The sequence below is a fragment of the Streptomyces sp. NPDC048584 genome (genome assembly GCF_043199595.1).
GTDB classification, from domain to species: domain Bacteria; phylum Actinomycetota; class Actinomycetes; order Streptomycetales; family Streptomycetaceae; genus Streptomyces; species Streptomyces edwardsiae.
This window is the reverse complement of sequence record NZ_JBICWF010000005.1, coordinates 151,233-172,455: the sequence shown is the minus strand read 5'-3', so window position 1 is coordinate 172,455 and position 21,223 is coordinate 151,233. Positions and strand designations below refer to the sequence as shown.

Here is a 21,223-nt window from a genome sequence, read left to right as displayed (position 1 = left end):
CCTCGGGCCTCTGTACCACCGCCGTACGCCGTACGACCACGGCACTACGGCCCTCCGGCGGCCGTCCTCCCCAGGTCGGATCTTGTGTTCATCGGGTGGGTGAAGCGCCGAATCCGCACGTAACGTCGAATGCATGACGCATCTCGAGGCGGGCGACCGGATCGATGCCGTGCAGCCCGCCAGGGTCACCTCACCGGTGACCGGGCTGACCTCGGCGGAAGTGGCGCAGCGGGTCGCGGGCGGGCAGATCAACGACGTACCGGTGCGCAGCAGCCGGTCCCTCGCCGAGATCGTCCGGGCGAACGTGTTCACCCGGTTCAACGCGATCATCGGCGTGCTCTGGGTGATCATGCTGGCGGTCGCGCCGATCCAGGACAGCCTGTTCGGCTTCGTGATCCTCGCCAACACCGGGATCGGCATCGTCCAGGAGTGGCGGGCGAAGAAGACCCTCGACTCCCTCGCGGTGATCGGCGAGGTACGGCCCACGGTGCGCCGGGACGGGAAGGCAACGGAGATCGCCACCTCCGGGATCGTGCTGGACGACCTGATCGAGATCGGGCCGGGCGACAAGGCCGTCGTCGACGGGGTGTGCGTCGAGGCGGACGGTCTGGAGATCGACGAGTCGCTGCTCACCGGTGAGGCCGATCCGGTGGTGAAGCAGCCCGGTGACCGGATCATGTCCGGCAGCTTCGTCGTCGCGGGCGGCGGCTCCTTCCAGGCGACCCGCGTGGGGCGCGAGGCGTACGCGGCGCAGCTCGCCGAGGAGGCGTCCCGGTTCACCCTCGTCCACTCGGAGCTGCGGACCGGGATCTCCACGATCCTCAAGTACGTGACGTGGATGATGGTCCCGACCGCGATCGGTCTGATCATCAGCCAGCTGGTGGTCAAGGACAACGAGCTGAAGGACTCGATCGCCCGTACGGTCGGCGGGATCGTGCCGATGGTCCCCGAGGGACTGGTGCTGCTCACGTCCGTCGCCTTCGCGATCGGCGTGATCCGGCTGGGCCGTAAGCAGTGCCTGGTGCAGGAGCTGCCCGCGATCGAGGGGCTGGCCCGCGTGGACACGGTGTGCCTGGACAAGACGGGCACGCTCACCGAGGGCGGCATGGACGTCACCGGGCTGCGGGTGTTCGGCGACGGCGACGGCGACGAGGCGTACATACGCAGGGTGCTGGGCGAGCTCGGCTCGGCGGACCCCCGTCCGAACGCCTCGCTGCAGGCGATCATCGACGCCTACCCGGACACCACGGACTGGCGCCTCACCGACACCCTGCCCTTCTCCTCCGCCCGCAAGTACAGCGGCGCGACGTTCGACGAGGGCGCGGGCGGGGAGACCGTGACCTGGCTGCTGGGGGCGCCGGACGTGCTGCTGGAGCAGCGGGACCCGGCGCTGGCCGAGACCGTCCGGATGAACGAGCAGGGGCTGCGGGTGCTGCTGCTCGCCCGGGTCCGCGAGGGCGTGGACGTCGACGACCCCGAGGCCCCGAAGGGCGTACGGCCGGCCGCGCTGGTGGTCCTGGAGCAGCGGCTGCGCCCGGACGCGGCGGACACCCTGCGCTACTTCGCCGAGCAGGACGTCAGGGCCAAGGTGATCTCCGGGGACAACGCGGTGTCGGTCGGCGCGGTCGCCGCCAAGCTGGGCCTGTCCGGTACGGCGGTGGACGCGCGCGGGCTGCCCGCGGACCGGGACGCCATGGCCGGGGCGATGGACGAGGGCACGGTGTTCGGGCGGGTCACCCCGCAGCAGAAGCGGAACATGGTGGGCGCGCTCCAGTCGAAGGGCCGTACGGTCGCGATGACCGGGGACGGCGTGAACGACGTACTGGCGCTGAAGGACGCGGACATCGGCGTGGCGATGGGCTCCGGTTCGGAGGCCACGCGCGCGGTCGCGCAGATCGTGCTGCTGAACAACAGTTTCGCCACGCTGCCGTCGGTGGTGGCGGAGGGCCGGCGGGTGATCGGCAACATCACCCGGGTCGCGACGCTGTTCCTGGTGAAGACGGTGTACTCGGTGCTGCTGGCGGTGCTGGTGGTGATCTCGCAGGTGGAGTACCCGTTCCTGCCGCGCCATCTGACGCTGCTGTCGACGCTCACCATCGGGGTCCCGGCGTTCTTCCTCGCCCTCGCGCCGAACAAGGAGCGGGCGCGGCCGAACTTCGTACGGCGGGTGATGCGGTACGCGATCCCGGGCGGGGTGCTGGCGGCGCTGGCGACGTTCGCGACATACCTGCTGGCACGGGAGTACTACACGGGGGCGGGGTCGCTGGAGGCGGAGACGAGCGCGGCGACGCTGACGCTGTTCCTGATCTCGATCTGGGTGCTGGCGATCATCGCCCGGCCGTACACCTGGTGGCGGATCGGGCTGGTGGCGGCGATGGGCGGGGCGTTCGTGGTGGTGCTGGTGGTGCCGTGGCTCCAGCACTTCTTCGCGCTGAAGCTGGTGGGCATGACCATGCCGTGGACGGCGGCCGGTATCGCGGTCGTCGCGGCGGGGATGCTGGAGCTGCTGTGGCGGCGGGTGGACCGGCGGCTCCCCGACTAGCGGGGCCGGGGCGGCACCCGGTCCACCACCCTCGCCCGGGTGTCGACCCGGCCGGTCAGACGCCCGAGCCCAGGTGAATGATTGTACGGAAATGTGATCAAGTGGTGAAGATGGCACCCCGACGGCTCGGCGTCCCACCCGCGATGTAGGCGACCATGGAGTCCCCGACCCAAGCGATCGGAGACGACACACCTGATGAAGCCGCGCGGAAAGAAGACCGACAACTCGCAGTCCCGGTCGCGGAGAAGCGAACTGGCGGCCCAATTGTCCGCGCCCGTGAGGGCCTTCATGGCGACCGAGGCAGGCAGTGCCGGACTGCTGCTGATCGCCGTGGCAATTGCTCTTTTTTGGGCGAATTCACCCTGGTCGGAGGCGTACACCTCTCTTTGGCACACTGAGGCGTCCGTCACACTCGGCGACGCCCGGCTGTCGATGGACCTGGGTCACTGGGTCAACGACGGACTGATGGCCCTCTTCTTCTTCGTCATCGGTCTCGAAGTGCGCCACGAGCTCTCGGTGGGCTCGCTGAAAGAGCGCCGCAAGGTCGTGATCCCGGGCCTTGCCGGGATCGGCGGCATGCTCGTGCCCATCGTGCTGTACCTGGCGATCGCACCCGGAGGTGAGGCCGCCAAGGCCTGGGGTGTCGTGATCGGCACCGACACGGCGTTCATGCTGGGCGCCCTCGCCGTGGTGGGCCCCCGGTTCGTCACCCAGCTGCGGGTCTTCCTGCTCGCCATCACCGTCATCGACGACATCGTGGCCGTCACCGTGATCGGCGTGGTCTACTCCGGCAGCATCAACGTGCCGGAGCTGATCGCCGCGCTGCTCCTCGGCGTTATCCTGTCCGTGCTGACCCGCTTCGGGGTCTGGCGGTCCGCACCGTACGTGCTGATCGTCCTCGTGATGTGGCTCGCCACCCTCAACGCCGGCCTCCACGCCTCCATCGCCGGCATGCTCGGCGGTCTGCTCATCCCGGCCCGCAAGCCCTCCCGCGAGGGGGTGGAGCAGGCCGCGCGGCTCTTCCGCGCCTTCCGCCAGTCGCCCCGCGCGGACGTCGGCAAGACCGCCCGCAAGGGGCTGCAGCAGGCCGTCTCGGTCAACGAGCGACTGCAGACGGTCCTGCACCCCTGGTCCAGCTATGTCATCGTGCCCGTGTTCGCGCTGGCCAACGCCGGTGTCGACCTGCGCGACGGGGTCCTGACCAACGCCCTGGGCTCCGCCCTCACCTGGGCCGTGGTCGTGGGCCTCGTCGCCGGAAAGGTCATCGGCATCTGGGGCGGCGCCGCCCTCGGTACCCGGTTCGGCCTCGGCAGGCTCCCGACCGGGGTGGCACCGGGCCACGTCCTGGGCGGCGGCGCGCTGTCCGGGCTCGGGTTCACCGTCTCCCTGCTGATCGTCGGGCTCGCCTTCCAGGATCCGGTCGCCCGCGCGCAGGCGACGGTCGGTGTGCTGCTCGCGGCCGTGTTCGCCACCCTCGCCGGCTGGCTGATCTTCCATCTGGCCGCCGTGCTGAAGGGCCAGACGGACGCGGATCTTCCCCGCTACCTGGACCAGCCGGTCGACCCGGAGCGGGACCACATCCTCGGTCCCGTGGACGCGCCCCTGACCCTGGTGGAGTACGGCGACTTCGAGTGCCCCTTCTGCGCCCGCGCCACCGGCGTCACCAAGGAACTGCGGCAGCGTTTCGGCGACCGGTTCCGCTATGTGTTCCGGCACCTGCCGCTGCCCGACGTGCATCCGCACTCCGAACTCGCGGCGCGGGCGGCTGTCGCCGCCGACAACCAGGGGCGCTTCTGGGAGATGCACGACCTGCTCTACGCGCACCAGGACGAACTCGAGTACGAGGACACGGCGGGGTACGCGTCCGAACTCGGCCTCGACGTCGAGAAGTTCCTCCGTGATCTCGACACCGACGCGACGGCCGAACGGGTCCGCACGGACGCGGCCGGCGCCGAGGCCAGCGGAGTCCGCGGCGCACCGACGTTCTTCATCGGCAACCGCAGACACACGGGCCCGTACGACGCGGAGACGCTGGCGCGGGAACTGGAGGCGTACGTCGAGGAGCCGTCGGGGGCGACACGGATGCCGACGGAGTAGCCGGGCGGCCCGGGCTTGTCCGGGGTGCCCCTCGCTGCCGGGGTGGCCCTGGCAGCCTGGGCAACCCGGCACCCGGAGCCTGCCCGGTGTTGGTGGCGGGCGGGGGTGTCTGCGCGGCCCGGCGCCTGCGGGGTGCCGTCGCGCCCACCCGTGCCGCCCTGCGGCACGACTGCCCGCGGGGAGCGGGGGCGGGACGGCGGCCGCCATAGCTACCCCCTCCGCCCCGCGGCACGACTGCCCGCGGAGAGCGGGGGCGGGGGCGGGACGGCACGGCTGCCCCCTCCGCCCCGCGGCACGACCGACCGCGGAGAGCGGGGGCGGGGGCGGGACGGCGGCCGCCATAGCTACCCCCTCCGCCCCGCGGCACGACCGGCCGCGGGGAGTGGGGGCTGTCGTGTTTGCCCTCCCACGCTGCCCCGGGGCACCGGCGGCCGGCCGCCGAGAGTGGGGGTGAGGGGCCGGCGGCCGGTCGGCGGGGTGGTGGTCAGTCGAACCAGCGGTCGCGGGACAGTTCGTCCGTGCGGGACGGATCCTCCAGCAGCGCCGCCACCTCGAAGCGCCGCGGCCACTGGCCCGCCGCCCAGGCGAGCCCCGCCGCCACCCCCTCCAGCGTCGCCGCGTGCAGGATCCCGTCGTCCGTCAGCCGCCAGTCGATCTCCACGCCGTCCACGACGAGTTCCTCGTGCTCGACGTACACGGCCGGGGTCCGCGCCCCCAGCAGCACCCGCACCGGCTCCGGTACGTCGTGCTCCGCGCCCTCGGAGTCCACCTCCCCGGTGACGGACTCGCTCAGCCGCCGCACCTGGAACAGCTCCGCCAGCTCCGCGGCCCGCGCCGGCCGGACCGGCAGCAGCGGCACACCGGAGGTGAACGGCAGCAGGTCGGGCGAGTCGACCACCACCGCGTCCGCGGCGTCCACCACCTCCACCCGCCCGTCGACCACGGCCCGCAGATCGTCCGGCAGAGTCACCTGCTCCGGGTCCAGCTCCGCCAGCGCGCCGTAGAGCGCGTGGAGCTGGGCCGCCGTGACCGGCCGTCCGGCGTCGGCGAGCCGGTCCAGGAGTTCCGCCGCACCGCCCGGTTCGTCCAGCAGCGCGGCCACCGACGTCCGTACGCCCAGCGCCCGCAGCACCTGCTCGTCCTCGAACCCGCTCGCGTCGGCCTCGTCGTACAGGCCGCGCAGCAGCGGGTCCCCGCCGGCCGCGCGGAGTCCGGCGGGGCGCCGCCCACCGATCACCGGGTGCCCGCGCAGCCACCACGCGGTGTATGGCCGTACGACCTCGTGCGTGCCGTCGTGCAGCAGGATCCGGACCGGCTGGACGAGCGCGTCGCGCAGCGGGGGCCGGGACAGCAGGGCGAGGGCCTCGGGCCACCGGTCGTCGTCCACGAGGTCGAGGTCGCGCACGGCGACGATCTCGGTGGCGACGGGCGGGACGGGGCTGTCCGGGAAGCGGTCCAGGACGTCCTCGCTCCACACGTCCACGGCGTCCAGCAGACCCGCGTCGTCCGGCTCGGCGAAGTCCCCTTCGCGGGGCTCCAGTTCGTCCGGGTCGAGGACCACGTCGGTGGCCCGGATCAGTGCGAAGCCGACCATCACCCCACAGGCGGCGAGCGGCTGTTCACCCCATCTGTCGGCCAGTTCGCCGTCCACGGAGGCGAGTTCGCCCTCGCGCATGACCTGGGCGAACGGCCCGCCGGGGAAGACGAGTTCGCAGGCCGGGGAGAGTTCGCCGTCCTCGTCGGGGAGGGCGAGCGCGCCCAGCCAGGGCTCGTCACCGGGTTCGAGACCCGCGTCGCGCACCAGCGCGAGGACGGTGTCGGCGAGTTCCTCGGCGTCCGGGGCGTCCTCCTCCCAGTTCAGCCCGCCCTCGTCGTCCAGTGAGGCGGCGACGGCGGCCCGCACCTGGGGGGTGGTGAGGACGGCGCGCGGGGTGGCGGGGAGCGCGCCGAGCTTCTCCAGGAGGGGGTGGGCGGCGTCCGGGTGCGCGACCTTCAGCCCCAGCCGGGCCAGCACCTCGGGGTCGATCCGGGCGGCCTCCGTGCCGGGCAGCAGCACCTGCCGGGGCCCGATCGCCGTACGCCCGTCGGCCAGGGGGACGGGAAGCCCGGACAGCCGGTCCGGGTCGACCCCGGCGAGGCTGTCGTACAGCCGCCGCCACCAGTCGGGGGACTTCTCCAGACCGGCCAGCCGGTCGATCGCGTCGGTGAGCGGCACCCGGGCGACACCCAGCGTGCGCAGCTCGGCACGGCGTTCGAGCCCGGCGGGCAGCAGGGTGGGCAGGACCTCGGCCAGTACCCGTACGGTGTCGGCGCCCGCGCTCTCGACGACCTCGGCGTCCCGGGGCCGCAGGGACTCGGGCAGCTCGGAGTCGTCGTGCCGCCCGGCCCGCTCCGCGGCGGGCGGCAGGAAGGACGTACGCGGCAGCCGTTCGAGGATCGCCCGGCGCAGGGCCCCGTCCAGTTCGCCCTTGCCGAGCGGGCCGGGCACGAGGTCGATGAGGCCCGCGGTCACCGGGCGCCAGTCGGCGAGGAGCCCGGTGTAGGCGTCGGCGGCGCGCTGTACGAGGAAGTCGGTGAGCGGGCCGGGCGCGGCGTGCCGGCGGGTGGAGTCCAGCGGGAGGGACGCGATGAGGAGGGCGGGCACGCCGAGGGGCTCGTCGCTCGGCGTGGGCGCGTGCACGACGGCGCCGGTGCGGGGCCGGGCAGGGGTGCCGTCGCTGGCCACGGGGACGGCCCAGGTGACCGACCAGAACGGCCGCAGCCGCTCCTCGACCGGCCGGCCGGCGAGCAGGTCGGGGGTGAGGGGGCCGTGCTCGGCGGCGGTGCGCCAGCGGGTGGTGCCGTCCCGGGAGTCCTCCACGACGGTGAGTCCGTCCTCGTCACGTCGGCTGACCGTACGGGGCTCGGTGTCCCCGATCTCGACGACGACCTCTTCCAGGCCGGGCAGGGCGAGCAGCAGGGCGTCGTCGACGGCGTTCAGCAGCCGCTCGGCGAGGTCGGCGGCGGCGGTGTCCCGCAGGGGAAGGATGACGGCGGTGTCGTACGGACCGGGCGCGGTGCCCTCGGCGGCGAACGGGAGACGCAACAGCGGTACGTGCCCGTCCCGGCGGCGGACCTCGTCCCCCAGGCCGGGACTGTGCCGGGCGGTGTCGCCCGCGAGCTCCCGCGCCTCGGCCAGCGACCAGCGGATCCCGCCGTGCCGGCCGACGACGGCGGGCTCGTCGGTGACGGCGAGGACGGCGGCGAAGCCGACGCCGAACCGCCCCACGGCCCGGTCCGGGGCGTCCCGCTTGGCGGAGGCCCGCAGCGTGGACAGCGACTCGACACCGGCCGCGTCCAGCGGCGCGCCGGTGTTCGCCGCGACGAGGACGTCCTCGCGCAGGGTGAGCCGCAGCCGGCCCGGTACACCGGCCCGGGCGGCGGCGTCGGCGGCGTTCTGCGCCAGCTCGACGACGAGACGGTCCCGGTAGCCGCCGAGGACGAGGTCCTCCTCCGCGTTGGCGTCCTCACGGAAGCGGGCGGGACTGGTGGCCCAGGCGTCCAGGACTCCGCGTCGCAGACGTGCCGTACCGAACGGATCGGCTCCCTCGGCTGCGGGCCGCACGAACTTGCTCACGTTCATCTCTCCTCATCGGCCCTCATCGGCGTGAGGTCGAAGGTACCGCCCCGCGACACCCCGGGGACGCGGTGTCCATGTCCCGCCGCACCCTGTGGATGATCAGCACTGTGCTGCTCGAGTCGCTGTCCGTCGCCGCCCTGGCCGTGGTGCTGGTGTGTGCCGTCGTCCGTCCCTTCCGCTGGCCGGAGGCGGCGTTCGCCGTGCCCGCCGCCGGCCTCGTGGTCGCCACCGGCGCCGCCCCGCTGGACGCGGTACGGGAGGAGGCCGCCCGGCTCGGGCCGGTGATCGGCTTCCTCGCCGCCGTACTGGTGCTGGCGAGGCTCTGTGCCGACGAGGGCCTCTTCCACGCCTGCGGGATCTGGATGGCCCGCTGGTCCCGCCACCGGCCGCGCAGACTCCTCGGCGCCGTCTTCGCGCTCGCCTCGCTGATCACCGCCGCGCTCAGCCTGGACGCCACCGTCGTGCTGCTGACGCCGGTGGTGTTCGCCACCGCCACCCGCATGGGAGCCCGCCCCGCGCCCCATGTCTACGCCGGCGCGCATCTGTCGAACACGGCGTCCCTGCTGCTGCCGGTGTCGAACCTGACGAACCTGCTCGCGTTCGCCGCCACCGGGCTGAGCTTCACCCGGTTCGCGGCACTGATGCTGCTGCCGTGGCTGGCGGCCGTCGCCGTGGAGTACGCCGTCTTCCGTCGCTTCTTCGCCGCCGACCTGGACGCGCCGCCGACCGCGCCGAAGGTGCCGGAGCAGCCGCCCGAGCTGCCGCTCTTCGCCCTGGTGACGGTGGCCGCCACGCTCGCCGGGTTCGCCGTGGCGTCCGCGCTCGGCGTCGACCCGGCGTGGGCGGCGGCGGCCGGCGCGACCGTGATGGCCGTACGCGCCCTGTCCCGCCGTCACACCACCCCGGCGGCGATCCTCCGCTCGGCCGACCTGCCGTTCCTCGCGTTCGTCCTCGCGCTGGGCGTGGTCGTACGGGCGGTCCTGGACCACGGCCTGGACGACGCGCTCGGCGCGATCCTCCCCGACGGCACGACCCTCCCCGCCCTGCTGGGCATCGCCGCCCTGGCCGCCGTACTCGCCAACCTGATCAACAACCTGCCCGCGGTCCTCGCCCTCGCCCCGCTGGCCGCGCCGTCCGGCCCCGGCGCGGTCCTCGCGGTGCTGCTCGGCGTCAACATCGGCCCGAACCTCACCTACGCGGGCTCCCTGGCCACCCTCCTGTGGCGCCGTATCGCCCACCACCACGCCCACGAGGTCAGCCTCAAGCGCTTCACGCTGCTGGGCCTGGCCACCGTCCCGGCGGCACTGGTGGTGTCGACGGTGGCGCTGTGGGTGTCACTGGAGTTGCTGGGCGGCTGATTCCACCCGGATCTCGGAGACCCACGCCACATCGGGGCGGGGCGCCCGGTGACAAGCGGCACAGGCGGAACGGTGACCACTACCCGGAATAGTGGGGAAGCGAGGGACCCCAAACCGGACATTTGGTGCGCAGGGCTGATCGATCGGCGTGAAATGGGGCTTTCGCCCCGACCGGACCCGTCCGTCAAGAGACGTGGATCTCATGCCCGATGTACGACGTTTCGTCGTAGGTCACACCTTTGCGGCTTTTGGGCGGGGGCGGTTACCACTGGAACAGCCAGCGCGGCACGGACTCGTTCCACCGCCGGCTTCCCCCGCCCCCTCACCCAAGAGGTTTTCGATGTTCGAGCGCGTCACGTCCCGTTTCCCCCGTACGACCGACACCCGCACCCGCGCCGCCGTCCTGGCCGCCGGAATGGGCGCCACGGTCGTCCTGGGAGCCGGGGTCGCGGTCGCCGCCGCCGAGAACACGGCCGTGTCCGGCAGCGCCACCGCTGTCCAGGCGCAGGCCGCCGCTCAGGCCGAGGCCGCGAAGACGCAGGCCGCGAAGGCTCAGGCCGCCAAGGCCACCAAGGCCGCCGCCGCCAAGAAGCAGGCGTCCTGGGTCTCCCCGGTCAAGAGCTACAAGCTGTCCGCGAGCTACGCCGCGAACGGCGGCATGTGGGCGCACAAGCACTCCGGCCAGGACTACGCCGTCCCGACCGGCACGAAGGTCATGGCCGCCCACGGCGGCACCGTCGTCAAGGCCGGCGGCAACGGCGCCGGTGACGGCCCCGCGTACGGCAACGCCGTCGTCATCAAGCACAGCAACGGCAAGTACTCCCAGTACGCCCACCTGTCGCAGGTCGACGTGAAGGCCGGCCAGGTCGTCAAGACCGGCCAGAAGATCGCCCTGTCCGGCAACACCGGCAACTCCAGCGGCCCCCACCTGCACTTCGAGATCCGCACCACCCCGAACTACGGCTCCGCCATCAACCCGGCGACCTTCCTGCGCGCCAACGGCGTCAACCTCTGACCCTGAGCCCGGTCACCCAGCAACACCGAGCGACCCCGGGAGCGGCCCTGCGCCGCTCCCGGGGTCGCGCCACGCGTTCAGGGGGCTGAAACATCATCACCGACTGCAAAGCACCCTTGCCTGTCCGTAATCAGAGCCCCGAAGATGTGAGGCGAGTGCACTCGTCAGGGGGATGGACCGCATGACAACGACTACGCAGCCACGTCGGGACTTCAGCACTCGCGTTGCGGACGCCTTGTCCTCTCAGGTGCTGAACGCGCTGGTGGGCATCGCCGGTATCGCCATCCCCGTCGCAGCCTGGGTTGCCGAGAAGAGCGCGCTCAAGAACGTTCTGCTGGCGGCGGAGACCGTACTCCTGCTGCTCATGGTCGCCAACCACATGTGGTTACGCCGTATCTACATCCAGCTTCGCCGAGCCAACGACCGGCACATGGCGGACGCCCGCTACTTCGCGCTGGTACGCGAGCAGTTGGAACGCGAACTCATCGCCGGATTCGGCGAGATCGCCGACGGACACCTCCAGGTGTACGCGTCCGAGGTGCCCCGGTTGTCCGTACTGCTCTTCCAGGCCATCGTCGACTCCGGCACCGAGCCCAAGCGAGTCCTGGCGGCCGACCTCACCACCAACCCCAGCCTGTTGACGCAGCGGCGAGAGTATCTGGCCGTCAACCGGCGTCTGATCGAGGCGGGTGGGACCGTTCAGCGGCTCTTCATCTGCTGGCAGGAGGATCTCGTCAGGGAGGACTTCGCCCGCTCCTTCCTCGCGCTCGTCGATCACCATCGTTCACTGGGCGTGCAGTGCGCACTCGCCGTGCGGGACCGGTTGCGGGCCGACCAGGCCGTGGACTTCGTCGTGATGTCGAAGGCCGCCGTGCTCCTTGAAGAGGAGCAGGGAGACGCCGACTACCGCCGTGGCCGCAGCTCCGTGTACTTCAAGCACGTCGAGCGTTGGGCCGGGCGTTTCGAGTCGATCTGGGGACACGGCTCGGACTCGGCGCCGTTCGTCCTCCAGTCCTATGAGTCGGCCGTGCGTCCCATGCTGGACGCCGGGACGTGGGACGAGTCGGCCGTCCGTGACGCGGCAGCCCGCCTCTGAGGCCCACTCGTCACGCAGCCCCTCCCCCTGATCCATCACGTTCCGTGATATCGAACGGCCTTCGCTAGCATGGAACGACGGCCGGTCCGGACCTGGCGGGACGGCGCGAACTCGCAGCGCGACGGAAAGTACGTGATGTCCACTCTCTCGCTCACCAAGGCCCACGGCTCCCGGAACGACATCTTCGTCGTGGACGGTGCGCCGCTCGACCACTTCACCACGGCGGACGAGCTGACCCGGGCTGTCGGGCTGCTGTGCGACCGCAAGCGGGGACTGGGCGGTGACGGCGTGTACTTCGTGGCCGATCACGGCGACGGCACCGCGCGGGCCTGGTTCTACAACCCGGACGGGTCCGAGGCGCTGCTCTGCGGCAACGGGATGCGGTGCGCGGGCCGGATACTGCTGGACCGGCACCAGGCGGACTCGGTCGTCGTGGAGCAGGGGCCGTACTCCTTCACCGTGCGCGACCGGGGCCGCACGTCCCACGGTGTACGGCAGGTGTCGGTGGAGCTGCCCGCCGTCGATTTCGCGCCGGGCGAGCCGATCGTGGCGGAGGCGGGACCGCACGGCGAGTATGTGGACCGACTCCTTCCGGCCTTCCACCCGTCGCGGCATGTGACGGCGGTCGCGGTCCCGAACTCGCACCTGATCACGGTGATCGACGCGTACGACGAGACGGAGCTGATCGAGACCGGGCAGCGCGTCGCAGGTTCACCCGGGGTGTTCCCGATCGGCGCCAATCTCTCCTTCGTGCTGCCGCTGTCGGACGACGAGGTGTTCATCCACACCTACGAGCGGGGCGCCGGACTGACCCCGTCGTGCGGTTCCGGCATCGCGGCCTCCCGCGCCACCCTGTCCCGGCTCGGGCTGGTCGACCCGGAGCGGCCGGTGACCGTGCGGAACCCCGGCGGTGTCGCTCGCAGCTTCCTCCGAACGGTCGGTGACGTGTGGCAGCCGGTGCTGGAGGGCAACGCCACCCTCGTGTACGACGCGGAACTCGACCCCGCGGTGCTCCTGGGGGACGGTCCGGTGTCCTACGACGGTGCCGCGCACATGGCGGAAATCAGCGCGTTCGCGGAGCTCAGCCGGGAAAACATGAAGGTGCTGCACGAGGCGGGCGTCCACCCGACCGAGGTCTGACCGCCGGCCCGGCTCTGTCCCGACGGTCGGCCCCGCCCCGTGCTGCTTCCAGTGGGGGGACAAAGGGGAGGGGACGACGTTGGGGGTGCTGTCGATCGGCCTGGTAGCCGTCACAGTAGGGATCGCGCTGCGACAAGTGGACCGGTGGTGGTTCAGTCCGGCGCGGGGACGGCACACACCGGACTCGCTCCGTCCGGTGATGCGGCTCCAGCGTGAGCGGCTGAACGACGTCACGCCCGTGCTTCTGCTGCTGGGTCACTGGCTGGAGTTCGCCGGATGGTGTGCGGTGGCCGTGCCCGGCGGCCCTTGGGGGTGCGTGGTCGCGGCCCTCGCGGGAGCGGTGAAATTTCGCCACCTCCAGGAGGTCAGCCACTTCGCGGTACACGGCGTGCTGGTACGCGAGGGCCGGCTGAACACACTGCTCGCCGAGGTGGCCGTGCACATCCCGCTCGGTTTCGTCCCCGTGTCCGTACGCCGACGTCGGCACGTACGCGAGCACCATCCGAACGCGACGGTCGCCGGTGCCGATCCGAACCTGGCCGAACTTCACGCGGCGGGACTGCGCCCGGGAGCCACGGCGGTGCGGTACGCGTTCGCCCTGATCCACCCGCTCACCCCGACTGGTGTCCACGGCACCGTGCGCAGCCTGACCGGCCTGTGGCGGGAAGCGGGTGCCGGGCGGCTGCGGGCGGCCGGTCCGATGGCGGTGACGGCGGCACTCGCCGTGGCCTTCGGCTGGGAGGCGGCGGTGTTCGCCTACGCGCTGCCCCGGCTGCTGCTGTATCCGCAGCTCGCCTGGATGTCGCTGCTCGTCGAACACCGCTGGTTCGACCCGGAGCCGGTCACCAGGCCGCCCGTCGCCGTGGAGGCGGGCCGCTGCCTGCGCCTGTATCCGCGCAACGCGCTCCTCGCCCTGCTGGCCCGCGGCACCTGGCTGCCCTACGGCGACCTGTACCACTTCGCGCACTCCGCGCATCCTTCGGTGCGCTGGAACTACCTCCCGGCGCTGGAGCGCGCCCTGTGCGGCCCCGCATACCGACCGCACGCCCTGCTCCTGGGCAAGTCGGCGGTGCTCCGCCGTCACCGCCGGGCGCTGGCCCCGGTCTCCGGGGCCGCTCGTGCCCGCCAGCTGGTCCGCCCGCTGCCGAAGTAGCGGGCAGACCGCGCAGTGTGCTCAGCCTTCGCAGGCGTACGGGACGAAACGCGCCCACGTGCCGGGGGCGAAGGCGAGACGGGGGCCCGCGGTGTCCTTGGAGTCACGGACGTGGACGGTGCCGGGGGTAACGGCGAGTTCGACGCACGACTCGCCGTTATTGCCGCTGCTGTAGCTGCTCTTGAACCACACCAGCCCCGAGGCGGCCGCAACCGCATCGCCGCGGCTCATGAGCCCGAGGCAAACGCCACGAACTGTGTCCAGGCTCCGGGAGCGAGGGCCAGCCTCGGCCCGTCGAGGGTCTTGGAGTCACGGACGTGGACGGTGCCGAGGGTGAGGGCGAGTTCGACGCAGGAGTTGCCGTCGTTGCCACCGCTGTAGCTGCTCTTGAACCACGCCAGCTCAGAGGCGTCCCCGACGGTGGTCTTGCGGATCATGTTTCTCCCAGCAGTTGCTCGACGAAGGCCATTGACTCGCATGGAGAGAGTGCCTGAGCCCGGATCGTGCCATACCGCAGCTCAAGAACGCGCAGTTGTCTCGGATCGGAGGTCGGCCGGCCGTTGAACGCACCGTCAGAACGCCCCACTGCCGTGCCGTCCGCGAACTTCAGCAGCTCGATCCTGCCGTCCATCCCGGAGTGGGTCTCGCAATTCATCGGCATCACCTGGAGCACGACGTTGTGCAACCGCCCCACCTCCAACAAACGTTCGAGTTGCTGACGCCGAACCATTTTCCCCCCGATGGGTCGGCGCAGAGCCCCCTCTTCCAGGACGAAACTGAGCGCCGGAGCCGGGTCGCGCTCGAAGATCGCTTGCCGATCCAGACGTGCGGCCACCATGCGCTCCACGTCGTCGGGCGAGTACGGCGGCTGTGCCGCCCCGATCACCGCCCTCGCGTGTTCTGGCGTCTGCAACAGCCCGGCAACGATGTTGCACTCGTACAGCCCGATCTCGACCGCCCTCGCCTCCAACTTCCCCAGCGCCCGCACCCTCTTCGGGTACCGGACCTTCTTCACGTCCTCCCAGGCCGCCGCGATCAGCCCGCCCGCGTCCAGGACCTCGTCCGCCTTGTCCAGGAACTCCTCGCGGGGGATGCGCTTGCCGCCCTCGATCTTGTACACCATGTCCTCGCCGTAGCCGACGATCCGGCCGAACTCGGCGGCCCGCATCCCCATCGCCTCACGGCGAAGTTTCAGCTGGCGTCCGACGGTCGTGATGACCGCGACGCCCCACTCGTCGTCCGGGTCGACCTCCCAACCCGGCTCGTCCGCCTCGGTCTTGAGTTGCCCCGTCTCCGTCTCCGTCTCGACCGCCGTCATGCCGCACCTCTCCCTCGTCGTGGGTTCGTGACGCACCCGGCGTCCTGCCCGTACCAACCGTCGGAACAGCCACGACAGCACCGGACAACCATCGGACAGTGACCGTACGTACGCGCTGAGTGACTATCTACGGTACGCAGACGCCACCACGCTGGGTGATGTGAATCAGCAAATCGCCGAACCCACGACCCCCATCCGCAACTTCACCGTGCAGCTCTCCCCCACACCACGCGGAGCTCGTCTCGCCCGGCTGCTCGGGGCGGAACAACTCCGCTCCTGGGGGCTGCCGATGGATCCCGCCCGTCAGGTCATCGCGGAGCTGGCCGTCAACGCGGTGACGCACGGTCGCGTGCCGGGGCGGGACTTCCGGCTCACGCTCTACGTCGTGGCCGACACCCTCCGTATCGAGGTGACCGACACGCTCGGTGAGCTCCTGCCGCAGCCGCAACAAGCCCCCACCGACTCCGAGTCCGGGCGTGGGCTGCTCCTGGTGGAGGCGCTCGCGGACCGTTGGGGGGTATCCGAGGGGCGCTTCCCGCGCAAGACCGTCTGGGCCGAACTGCGGCTTACGACACCGGAACCCGAGTTCTGAGGCTCCGGTGCCGTCGGCGCCTTCCAGAACAAGAACTCTGGGGGAAAGCACCCCACCAAGCCCCACCCTTTCCCGCCCGAGGCGTGTCGTCACTCGGGCGGGTGAACATCACCGGCTCAGCTGGATTTTCGATCCCCCAGCACCCTTACGCTCAGCGCACACCCCCCGAAAAGACTTCGGCCCCCGCCGGGACTGGCATCCCGGTGCGAGGGCCTGACCACCCAGGAAGAGGAGCTTCCCAAATGGGTACCCAAAACCCTAGCGCTCCCCCGCGCTCCCAGTCAGCCCCCGGCGGCAACCCGCCCCGATCGCGTCACCGCACCACCACCGGTGGCGTCATCCACGAGAACAGGCGCCACACCACCCGCTTCGTCGTGATCGGCAACCACCTCACCCAGCACACCGAGTTGTCGCTGCTCGCGATCGGCCTCGGCTGCCACATCCAGTCGCTGCCCGCCGGCGCCCCCGTGGACATCAAGAGCCTCGCCGCCCGCTTCAAGGAAGGCACCAAGCGCATCAGCGACGCCCTGCGCGAGCTGGAGACCCACGGCTACCTCCGCCGCGAACGCGTCCGCACCCCCACCGGCCGCATCATCACCCGCACCACCTCCTGCAACCAGCCCGGCCACCGGCGTGAGACGACCCCCGCCGACTGCCCCGCCCCACGCCCCCGGCCGACGGCGGAACGCCCCCGCAAGGCCCTGCCCGCCGTCCCCCGGCCCGGCTACGCCGCCCCCGCGCTCCTCCAGCAGGCCACCGACCTCCTCACCGGCCTCCGCCGCCACGACCCCCGCCTCCTGCTCTCCGCGACGGACACCGAACACCTGGCCCCGGGAGTCGCCGCCTGGCTGGAACGCGAGGTCACCCCCACCGCCGTACGCCACGCCCTCACCACCAACCTCCCCGACACCCCCCTCCACCGCCCCGCAGCCCTCCTCGCCCACCGCCTCACGGACCAGCTCCCACCCCCACCGCCGTACCGCGCACCGACCTCACCCCCGCCGATCCGCCACCCTCTGCGCAACTGCGACGGCTGCGACCGCGCCTTCCGCGCCCCCGAGACCGAAACCCACTGTCACGCCTGCCGCTCACCCGGCATCTCCCGCCTCACGATGCCCGGCTGACAGAAATTCACGTCGCGCGAGGGGTTGCCACTCTGCGAGGATTGTTCAACGATCCTACAGAAAGGGCGCGTTACCGAGAGGGGAGACGTGATGGGGGAATTACGCGAAGGGGCACGAATCGGCACATGGCTCGTGTGCGGGGTCGTCGGACTGGCGGTCCTGTACATGGTCGGCGCGTTCGCCTTCGGAGGCGCCGGGTGGATCACCGCGCCGTTCCGGGGCGAGGTCGACGAGCGGGAGCGGACCGTCGCGTCCGGCGCGTTCCGGCTGACGACCTACGAGGAGTTCTTCGACCTCTGCGAGGCCGTACAGAACGCCGAAGGAACGATCCAGGTGCTCCAGCAGGAGCGGGGGTCGGCGTCGGAGGCCCGCAGGGACCGGATCGACGAGTCGATCACCGCGCTCAGGGCGACACGGATCGAATCCGTCAACGACTACAACACGAAGGCCGCCCAGGAGCACCGCGCGCCCTTCCGTGACAAGGACCTGCCGTACCGGCTCGACGCCGCCGCCGAGAAGACGACCTGCACCGACTGATCCCGGGAAGGGGACAACCGACCATGCGCAGGATCGCACGCATCTGTCTGACGGCCGCCCCGGTGCTCGCCCTGGGCCTCGGCCTGGCCTCCTGCACCGGCGACTCCAGCCAGGACAAGGAGAACCGGGCCAAGCAGGACGGCTACGACCAGCTCGTGGCGCGGCAGCCCGCCGGCCGCATGGAGTACTCGCCGACCCGTGAGGCCATCAACCAGTGGGTCGAGACCTGGGGCAAGCCCGGCAAACTGTCGTACGTCTACATCCAGAACGCCAAGGGCGAGTACGGGTACTTCATCATGAAGGGCCTGCCCGTGCCCCGCTGCAAGATGCTCACCCCGACCGAGCGGATGGAGAGCACGTCCAACGGCGTGGCGGTCCTGCCGCAGCCCGGCATGGACGGCACGTACTCGGCGGGCTCCATGTGCCACGCGTACTACGGCTTCGACGCCACAACCGGCGCGTACATGGAGTTCACCGTCGGCACGAACCAGTCGTTCTTCCTCTTCGACAAGCCCATGACGATGCCGGAGTACGCCGGCGCCGAGCAGATGGGCCCGACCTCGGTGAAGGACGTCGAAGAGCGCCGCTGAGCCCCGCCCCGCCCGTCACGGCGTGACGTGGTCCGTCCCGCCGTGGCCGGCGAGGCGGAGGCGGAGGCGGCACTCGTCCTCGGCCTCCACCAGCACCCGCCTGCCCCAGTACGCGGTGAGCCGGTTCGCGACGTCGACCAGCCTCCGGCGGTCCTCCGGGGTGTACGCCGGGTAGCGCGCCCGGCCCCGGTCCGCGATCTCGTTGCCGAGCTCGCTGAACAGGACCGCCCGGAAGCGCCGCTCCTCCTCGTCGGTCAGGGGCGTCACCCCCGGCTCCTCGGCGGGCAGCGGGCGGACGTTATGGAGGTCCCGTATCACCGTGCGGCCCCCGCGCTACGAGTCTCCCGGCGCCGTGTCGGAGGCCGGGTGGAGGGGGAAGGGGTCGACGCGGGTCTCGTCGACGACCGGCGGGGACGGCTGCGGGGGCTTCGGCATGACCGCGGCCTCCGAGTGGCCGCCGCAGCCGTACGCCAGGGAGACGACACGGCCGTCGGCCGGGGAGAACTCGTTGGCGCACACACCGAACGCCTGGCCCAGGGAGCCGCCGATCGGGGTGAGGAAGCCGCACGACACGCAGGAGGCGGGGGCCGCCTGCGCCATGGGGGTCTTCGCGCCGAAGTCGTCCTCCCAGCGGTCGGCGGCGGTGTGCAGGCCGTAGCGGGACAGGACGCGGGCGCGGCGCATGCCGAGTTCCTCGGCGACCGCCGCGATCGTGCCGCGGGCCGGGGCCATCGCCAGATGGGCCGGGGTGCCGAGCGTGAGTTCGGCGTCCTCCGCCTCCACCAGGTCGGCCATCTCGTGGGACACGGCGGAGCTCGGCGGCGGCTCCTCCTCGCCGGTGAAGCCGGGCTCCAGGCGCAGGTCCTCGGCGTCGGTGGGCAGGAGGTCTCCGGGTCCCATGTCGCCGGGGCGCAGCCGCTCGCTCCACGGCACCCACTCGGGTGCCAGGACCGCGTCCGGGCCGGGCAGCAGCACCGCCTCGTCGATCGTGACGATCTTGGCGCGGGAGGCGCGGGCGACGGTGACGGCCCAGCGCCAGCCTCGGTAGCCGGGCTCGCGGCAGCCGAAGAAGTGGGTGACGACGCGGTCGCCCTCGGAGATCAGCCCCTCGTGCTCGCCCACGACCCCGGGCGCGGCAGCCTCCTCGGCTGCGGTGCGCGCGAGGTCGACTGCCTCGGCGCACAGACGGTCGGGGGTGCGGCTTCGCGTTGTCGCTGCGCTCACAGGTATCGCTTCTCTCCTACGCCGTCTCACGAGTGCGCCACTCCCCAGCGCGGGGGGCGGACGGAGCGGACAGTGTGACCGCGTCGACGTCCGCGCCGCGACGTGCTCGGGCGCGCCTCCATCCATTCTGCGGGATGGCTGAGATACGCACGCTACCTGTTCCCGTGCGCTGGGCCTACACCGACGGTTGTTCCACCGCTCCCGCGCGCCGGTTTCGGGGCCTCCGGGGGCGCCGTCCGGGAGCCGGCCCGATCCGGACGACACCCCCGGGGCGTTGCGCCGTACAGCGGGAACCGCGGCACCGTCCCCGGCGATACGGCACTACACACCGGCTTGTCGGGGCACTATGACGTCGTGGCTACCGCGAGGACACCCCAGGGCGCCACCGGGACCGGTGGGCCGAAAGGGGTCAGGGGCAGCGGCCGACGCTTCGGTACGAACCGGGCGCGCGGCCGTTTCCGCGCGCTCGGGCGGGCCCTGCACCTGCCGGTGACCGGCACCGCGCGGGGCATCCGCCGGGCGACGCACGCGCACGGCGCCGGGGAGTCCGGGCTCGGCAAACTGATCGAGCTGCACGGCGTGAACGGCGCCGGCGATGTCATGATCACGGTCGCGCTGGCGTCCACCGTGTTCTTCTCCGTGCCGACGGACGAGGCGCGCGGCCGTGTCGCCCTCTACCTCGCCATCACGATGGCCCCCTTCACCCTGCTCGCCCCGGTCGTCGGCCCGCTCCTCGACCGCCTGCCGCACGGCCGCCGCGCCGCCATGGCCGGCGCGATGCTGGCCCGGGCGCTGCTCGCGCTGGTGCTGTCCGGCGCGGTCGTCACCGGCGGACTGGAGCTGTATCCGGCCGCCTTGGGCGTACTGGTCGCGTCGAAGGCGTACGGGGTGGTCCGCAGCGCGGTCGTGCCACGGCTGCTGCCACCCGCGTTCTCCCTGGTGAAGGCGAACTCCCGGGTCACCCTCGGCGGGCTCCTGGCGACCGGGATCGCCGCGCCGATCGGCGCGGGACTACAGCAGATCGGGCCGCGCTGGCCGCTCTACGGGGCGTTCACGATCTTCGTGGCGGGGATGCTGCTGTCGTTCCGGCTGCCGCCGAAGGTGGACTCCGCCAAGGGCGAGGACGTGGCCCTGCTCGCCGCCGACGAACGGCATCTGCACGGCCCGCACCGCAAGTCCCAGGACAAACGCCCCGGTCTGCGTACGGTCGGCCCGGCCGTCACCCACGCGCTCGGCGCCAACGCCTCCATCCGCTGCCTCACCGGCTTCCTGATCTTCTTCCTCGCCTTCCTGCTGCGCGAGCACCCGATGACCGGTCAGAGCGCGGCGGTGTCGCTCGGCATAGTGGGCGTGGCGGCGGGCGCGGGCAACGCGCTCGGTACGGCCGTCGGGGCGTGGCTGAGGTCCCGCGCCCCGGAGATCATCATCGTGACGGTGGTGGCGTGTGTCGTGAGCGCGGCGATCATCGCCGCCGCGTTCTTCGGGGCGGTCCTGGTGGCGTGTCTCGCCGCGATCGCCGGGTTCGCGCAGGCGCTGGCCAAGCTGTCGCTGGACGCGCTGATCCAGCGGGACGTGCCCGAGCAGGTCCGGACGTCGGCGTTCGCGCGCTCGGAGACGCTGCTGCAGATGTCGTGGGTGCTGGGCGGCGCGGTCGGCATCGCGATGCCCCTCATCGGCCCGCTGGGCCTGGCCGTGGGCGCGGCGATCGTGGCCACGGGGTGGCTGACCACGGTGCGGGGCCTGATCCGCTCGGCCCGCCAGGGGAACGCGGGGCGGGCGCGGGTGGCGTAGCCCCCTGCCACGGCCGTGACCCGCGTG

Annotated in this window: 18 protein-coding genes; 12 read left to right on the top strand and 6 right to left on the bottom strand. The window is 71.9% G+C overall.

Annotated elements, in window-relative coordinates:
• Positions 1-133 precede the first annotated feature (133 nt).
• Positions 134-2,542 carry an HAD-IC family P-type ATPase gene (locus ACGFR9_RS13450; RefSeq protein WP_393206765.1) on the top strand — a complete coding sequence of 803 codons (2,409 nt, stop codon included), beginning with the start codon at positions 134-136 and terminating at the stop codon, positions 2,540-2,542.
• 288 nt (positions 2,543-2,830) lie between these two features.
• Complete coding sequence (gene nhaA, locus ACGFR9_RS13445; protein WP_393206762.1) at positions 2,831-4,639, top strand: Na+/H+ antiporter NhaA; 1,809 nt, start codon at positions 2,831-2,833, stop codon at positions 4,637-4,639.
• A 484-nt stretch (positions 4,640-5,123) separates the two neighbouring features.
• Here the strand turns inward: nhaA and ACGFR9_RS13440 are convergent, their stop codons facing one another.
• Positions 5,124-8,255: a sacsin N-terminal ATP-binding-like domain-containing protein gene (locus tag ACGFR9_RS13440; protein ID WP_393206759.1), complete on the bottom strand. Its 3,132-nt coding sequence runs from the start codon at positions 8,253-8,255 to the stop codon at positions 5,124-5,126.
• Positions 8,256-8,353: 98 nt separating this feature from the next.
• On the opposite strand from ACGFR9_RS13440, the gene ACGFR9_RS13435 reads away from it, so the two are divergent.
• The 5 genes from ACGFR9_RS13435 to ACGFR9_RS13415 all read left to right on the top strand — a co-directional run bounded on the left by ACGFR9_RS13435 (position 8,354) and on the right by ACGFR9_RS13415 (position 14,020).
• Complete coding sequence (locus ACGFR9_RS13435; protein ID WP_393207524.1) at positions 8,354-9,616, top strand: SLC13 family permease; 1,263 nt, start codon at positions 8,354-8,356, stop codon at positions 9,614-9,616.
• 340 nt (positions 9,617-9,956) lie between these two features.
• Positions 9,957-10,631 carry a M23 family metallopeptidase gene (locus ACGFR9_RS13430; protein WP_393206756.1) on the top strand — a complete coding sequence of 225 codons (675 nt, stop codon included), beginning with the start codon at positions 9,957-9,959 and terminating at the stop codon, positions 10,629-10,631.
• A 235-nt stretch (positions 10,632-10,866) separates the two neighbouring features.
• Positions 10,867-11,727 (top strand): hypothetical protein, encoded by an 861-nt coding sequence (locus ACGFR9_RS13425; RefSeq protein ID WP_393206753.1) that lies wholly within the window; start codon positions 10,867-10,869, stop codon positions 11,725-11,727.
• A 135-nt stretch (positions 11,728-11,862) separates the two neighbouring features.
• Positions 11,863-12,867: a diaminopimelate epimerase gene (gene dapF, locus ACGFR9_RS13420; RefSeq protein WP_393206750.1), complete on the top strand. Its 1,005-nt coding sequence runs from the start codon at positions 11,863-11,865 to the stop codon at positions 12,865-12,867.
• Between the two features lie 199 nt (positions 12,868-13,066).
• A complete protein-coding gene (locus tag ACGFR9_RS13415) occupies positions 13,067-14,020 on the top strand; it encodes a fatty acid desaturase (RefSeq protein WP_393206747.1) in 954 nt (317 codons plus the stop codon).
• 21 nt (positions 14,021-14,041) lie between these two features.
• Here ACGFR9_RS13415 and ACGFR9_RS13410 read toward each other — a convergent pair whose 3' ends face one another.
• From ACGFR9_RS13410 to ACGFR9_RS13400, 3 genes are read right to left on the bottom strand one after another with little or no spacing between them, the layout of a single operon-like run.
• The gene (locus ACGFR9_RS13410; RefSeq protein ID WP_393206744.1) at positions 14,042-14,251 is read right to left on the bottom strand and encodes a DUF397 domain-containing protein; all 210 of its coding nucleotides are present in this window, start codon (positions 14,249-14,251) and stop codon (positions 14,042-14,044) included.
• On the bottom strand, positions 14,248-14,457 hold the full coding sequence (locus ACGFR9_RS13405; RefSeq protein ID WP_393206741.1) for a DUF397 domain-containing protein: 210 nt from the start codon (positions 14,455-14,457) through the stop codon (positions 14,248-14,250). The genes ACGFR9_RS13410 and ACGFR9_RS13405 overlap by 4 nt, the downstream gene beginning before the upstream one ends.
• Positions 14,454-15,338 (bottom strand): helix-turn-helix transcriptional regulator, encoded by an 885-nt coding sequence (locus tag ACGFR9_RS13400; protein WP_311710275.1) that lies wholly within the window; start codon positions 15,336-15,338, stop codon positions 14,454-14,456. Before ACGFR9_RS13400 ends, ACGFR9_RS13405 begins: the two co-directional genes overlap by 4 nt.
• Before the next feature lie 151 nt (positions 15,339-15,489).
• Here ACGFR9_RS13400 and ACGFR9_RS13395 point away from each other — a divergent pair, with 151 nt between their 5' ends.
• The 4 genes from ACGFR9_RS13395 to ACGFR9_RS13380 all read left to right on the top strand — a co-directional run bounded on the left by ACGFR9_RS13395 (position 15,490) and on the right by ACGFR9_RS13380 (position 18,181).
• Positions 15,490-15,930: an ATP-binding protein gene (locus tag ACGFR9_RS13395; protein WP_393207521.1), complete on the top strand. Its 441-nt coding sequence runs from the start codon at positions 15,490-15,492 to the stop codon at positions 15,928-15,930.
• A 242-nt stretch (positions 15,931-16,172) separates the two neighbouring features.
• Positions 16,173-17,054: a helix-turn-helix domain-containing protein gene (locus tag ACGFR9_RS13390; protein WP_393206737.1), complete on the top strand. Its 882-nt coding sequence runs from the start codon at positions 16,173-16,175 to the stop codon at positions 17,052-17,054.
• A 90-nt stretch (positions 17,055-17,144) separates the two neighbouring features.
• Positions 17,145-17,591 (top strand): hypothetical protein, encoded by a 447-nt coding sequence (locus ACGFR9_RS13385; RefSeq protein ID WP_393206734.1) that lies wholly within the window; start codon positions 17,145-17,147, stop codon positions 17,589-17,591.
• Between the two features lie 23 nt (positions 17,592-17,614).
• Entirely contained in the window at positions 17,615-18,181 is a 567-nt protein-coding gene (locus ACGFR9_RS13380) for a hypothetical protein (protein WP_393206731.1), read from the top strand.
• 15 nt (positions 18,182-18,196) lie between these two features.
• Here the strand turns inward: ACGFR9_RS13380 and ACGFR9_RS13375 are convergent, their stop codons facing one another.
• Together ACGFR9_RS13375 and ACGFR9_RS13370 are read right to left on the bottom strand one after the other, a co-directional pair.
• Positions 18,197-18,448, bottom strand: coding sequence for a hypothetical protein (locus ACGFR9_RS13375; RefSeq protein WP_393206728.1), 252 nt, complete (start codon positions 18,446-18,448; stop codon positions 18,197-18,199).
• A 66-nt stretch (positions 18,449-18,514) separates the two neighbouring features.
• Complete coding sequence (locus tag ACGFR9_RS13370; RefSeq protein ID WP_393206725.1) at positions 18,515-19,405, bottom strand: DUF3027 domain-containing protein; 891 nt, start codon at positions 19,403-19,405, stop codon at positions 18,515-18,517.
• Positions 19,406-19,759: 354 nt separating this feature from the next.
• Between ACGFR9_RS13370 and ACGFR9_RS13365 the strand changes: the two genes are divergently transcribed.
• The gene (locus tag ACGFR9_RS13365; RefSeq protein ID WP_393206722.1) at positions 19,760-21,196 is read left to right on the top strand and encodes an MFS transporter; all 1,437 of its coding nucleotides are present in this window, start codon (positions 19,760-19,762) and stop codon (positions 21,194-21,196) included.
• Positions 21,197-21,223 lie beyond the last annotated feature (27 nt).

What these genes read in the sequence shown, in the direction of transcription:
- ACGFR9_RS13430 (WP_393206756.1), top strand. Translation starts at nt 9,957, where the DNA reads ATGTTCGAGCGCGTCACGTCCCGTTTCCCCCGTACGACCGACACCCGC.
- nhaA (WP_393206762.1), top strand. Translation starts at nt 2,831, where the DNA reads ATGGCGACCGAGGCAGGCAGTGCCGGACTGCTGCTGATCGCCGTGGCA.
- ACGFR9_RS13400 (WP_311710275.1), bottom strand. Translation starts at nt 15,338, where the DNA reads ATGACGGCGGTCGAGACGGAGACGGAGACGGGGCAACTCAAGACCGAG.
- ACGFR9_RS13435 (WP_393207524.1), top strand. Translation starts at nt 8,354, where the DNA reads ATGATCAGCACTGTGCTGCTCGAGTCGCTGTCCGTCGCCGCCCTGGCC.
- ACGFR9_RS13390 (WP_393206737.1), top strand. Translation starts at nt 16,173, where the DNA reads ATGGGTACCCAAAACCCTAGCGCTCCCCCGCGCTCCCAGTCAGCCCCC.
- ACGFR9_RS13405 (WP_393206741.1), bottom strand. Translation starts at nt 14,457, where the DNA reads ATGATCCGCAAGACCACCGTCGGGGACGCCTCTGAGCTGGCGTGGTTC.
- ACGFR9_RS13385 (WP_393206734.1), top strand. Translation starts at nt 17,145, where the DNA reads ATGGGGGAATTACGCGAAGGGGCACGAATCGGCACATGGCTCGTGTGC.
- ACGFR9_RS13410 (WP_393206744.1), bottom strand. Translation starts at nt 14,251, where the DNA reads ATGAGCCGCGGCGATGCGGTTGCGGCCGCCTCGGGGCTGGTGTGGTTC.
- ACGFR9_RS13380 (WP_393206731.1), top strand. Translation starts at nt 17,615, where the DNA reads ATGCGCAGGATCGCACGCATCTGTCTGACGGCCGCCCCGGTGCTCGCC.
- ACGFR9_RS13415 (WP_393206747.1), top strand. Translation starts at nt 13,067, where the DNA reads ATGCGGCTCCAGCGTGAGCGGCTGAACGACGTCACGCCCGTGCTTCTG.
- dapF (WP_393206750.1), top strand. Translation starts at nt 11,863, where the DNA reads ATGTCCACTCTCTCGCTCACCAAGGCCCACGGCTCCCGGAACGACATC.
- ACGFR9_RS13450 (WP_393206765.1), top strand. Translation starts at nt 134, where the DNA reads ATGACGCATCTCGAGGCGGGCGACCGGATCGATGCCGTGCAGCCCGCC.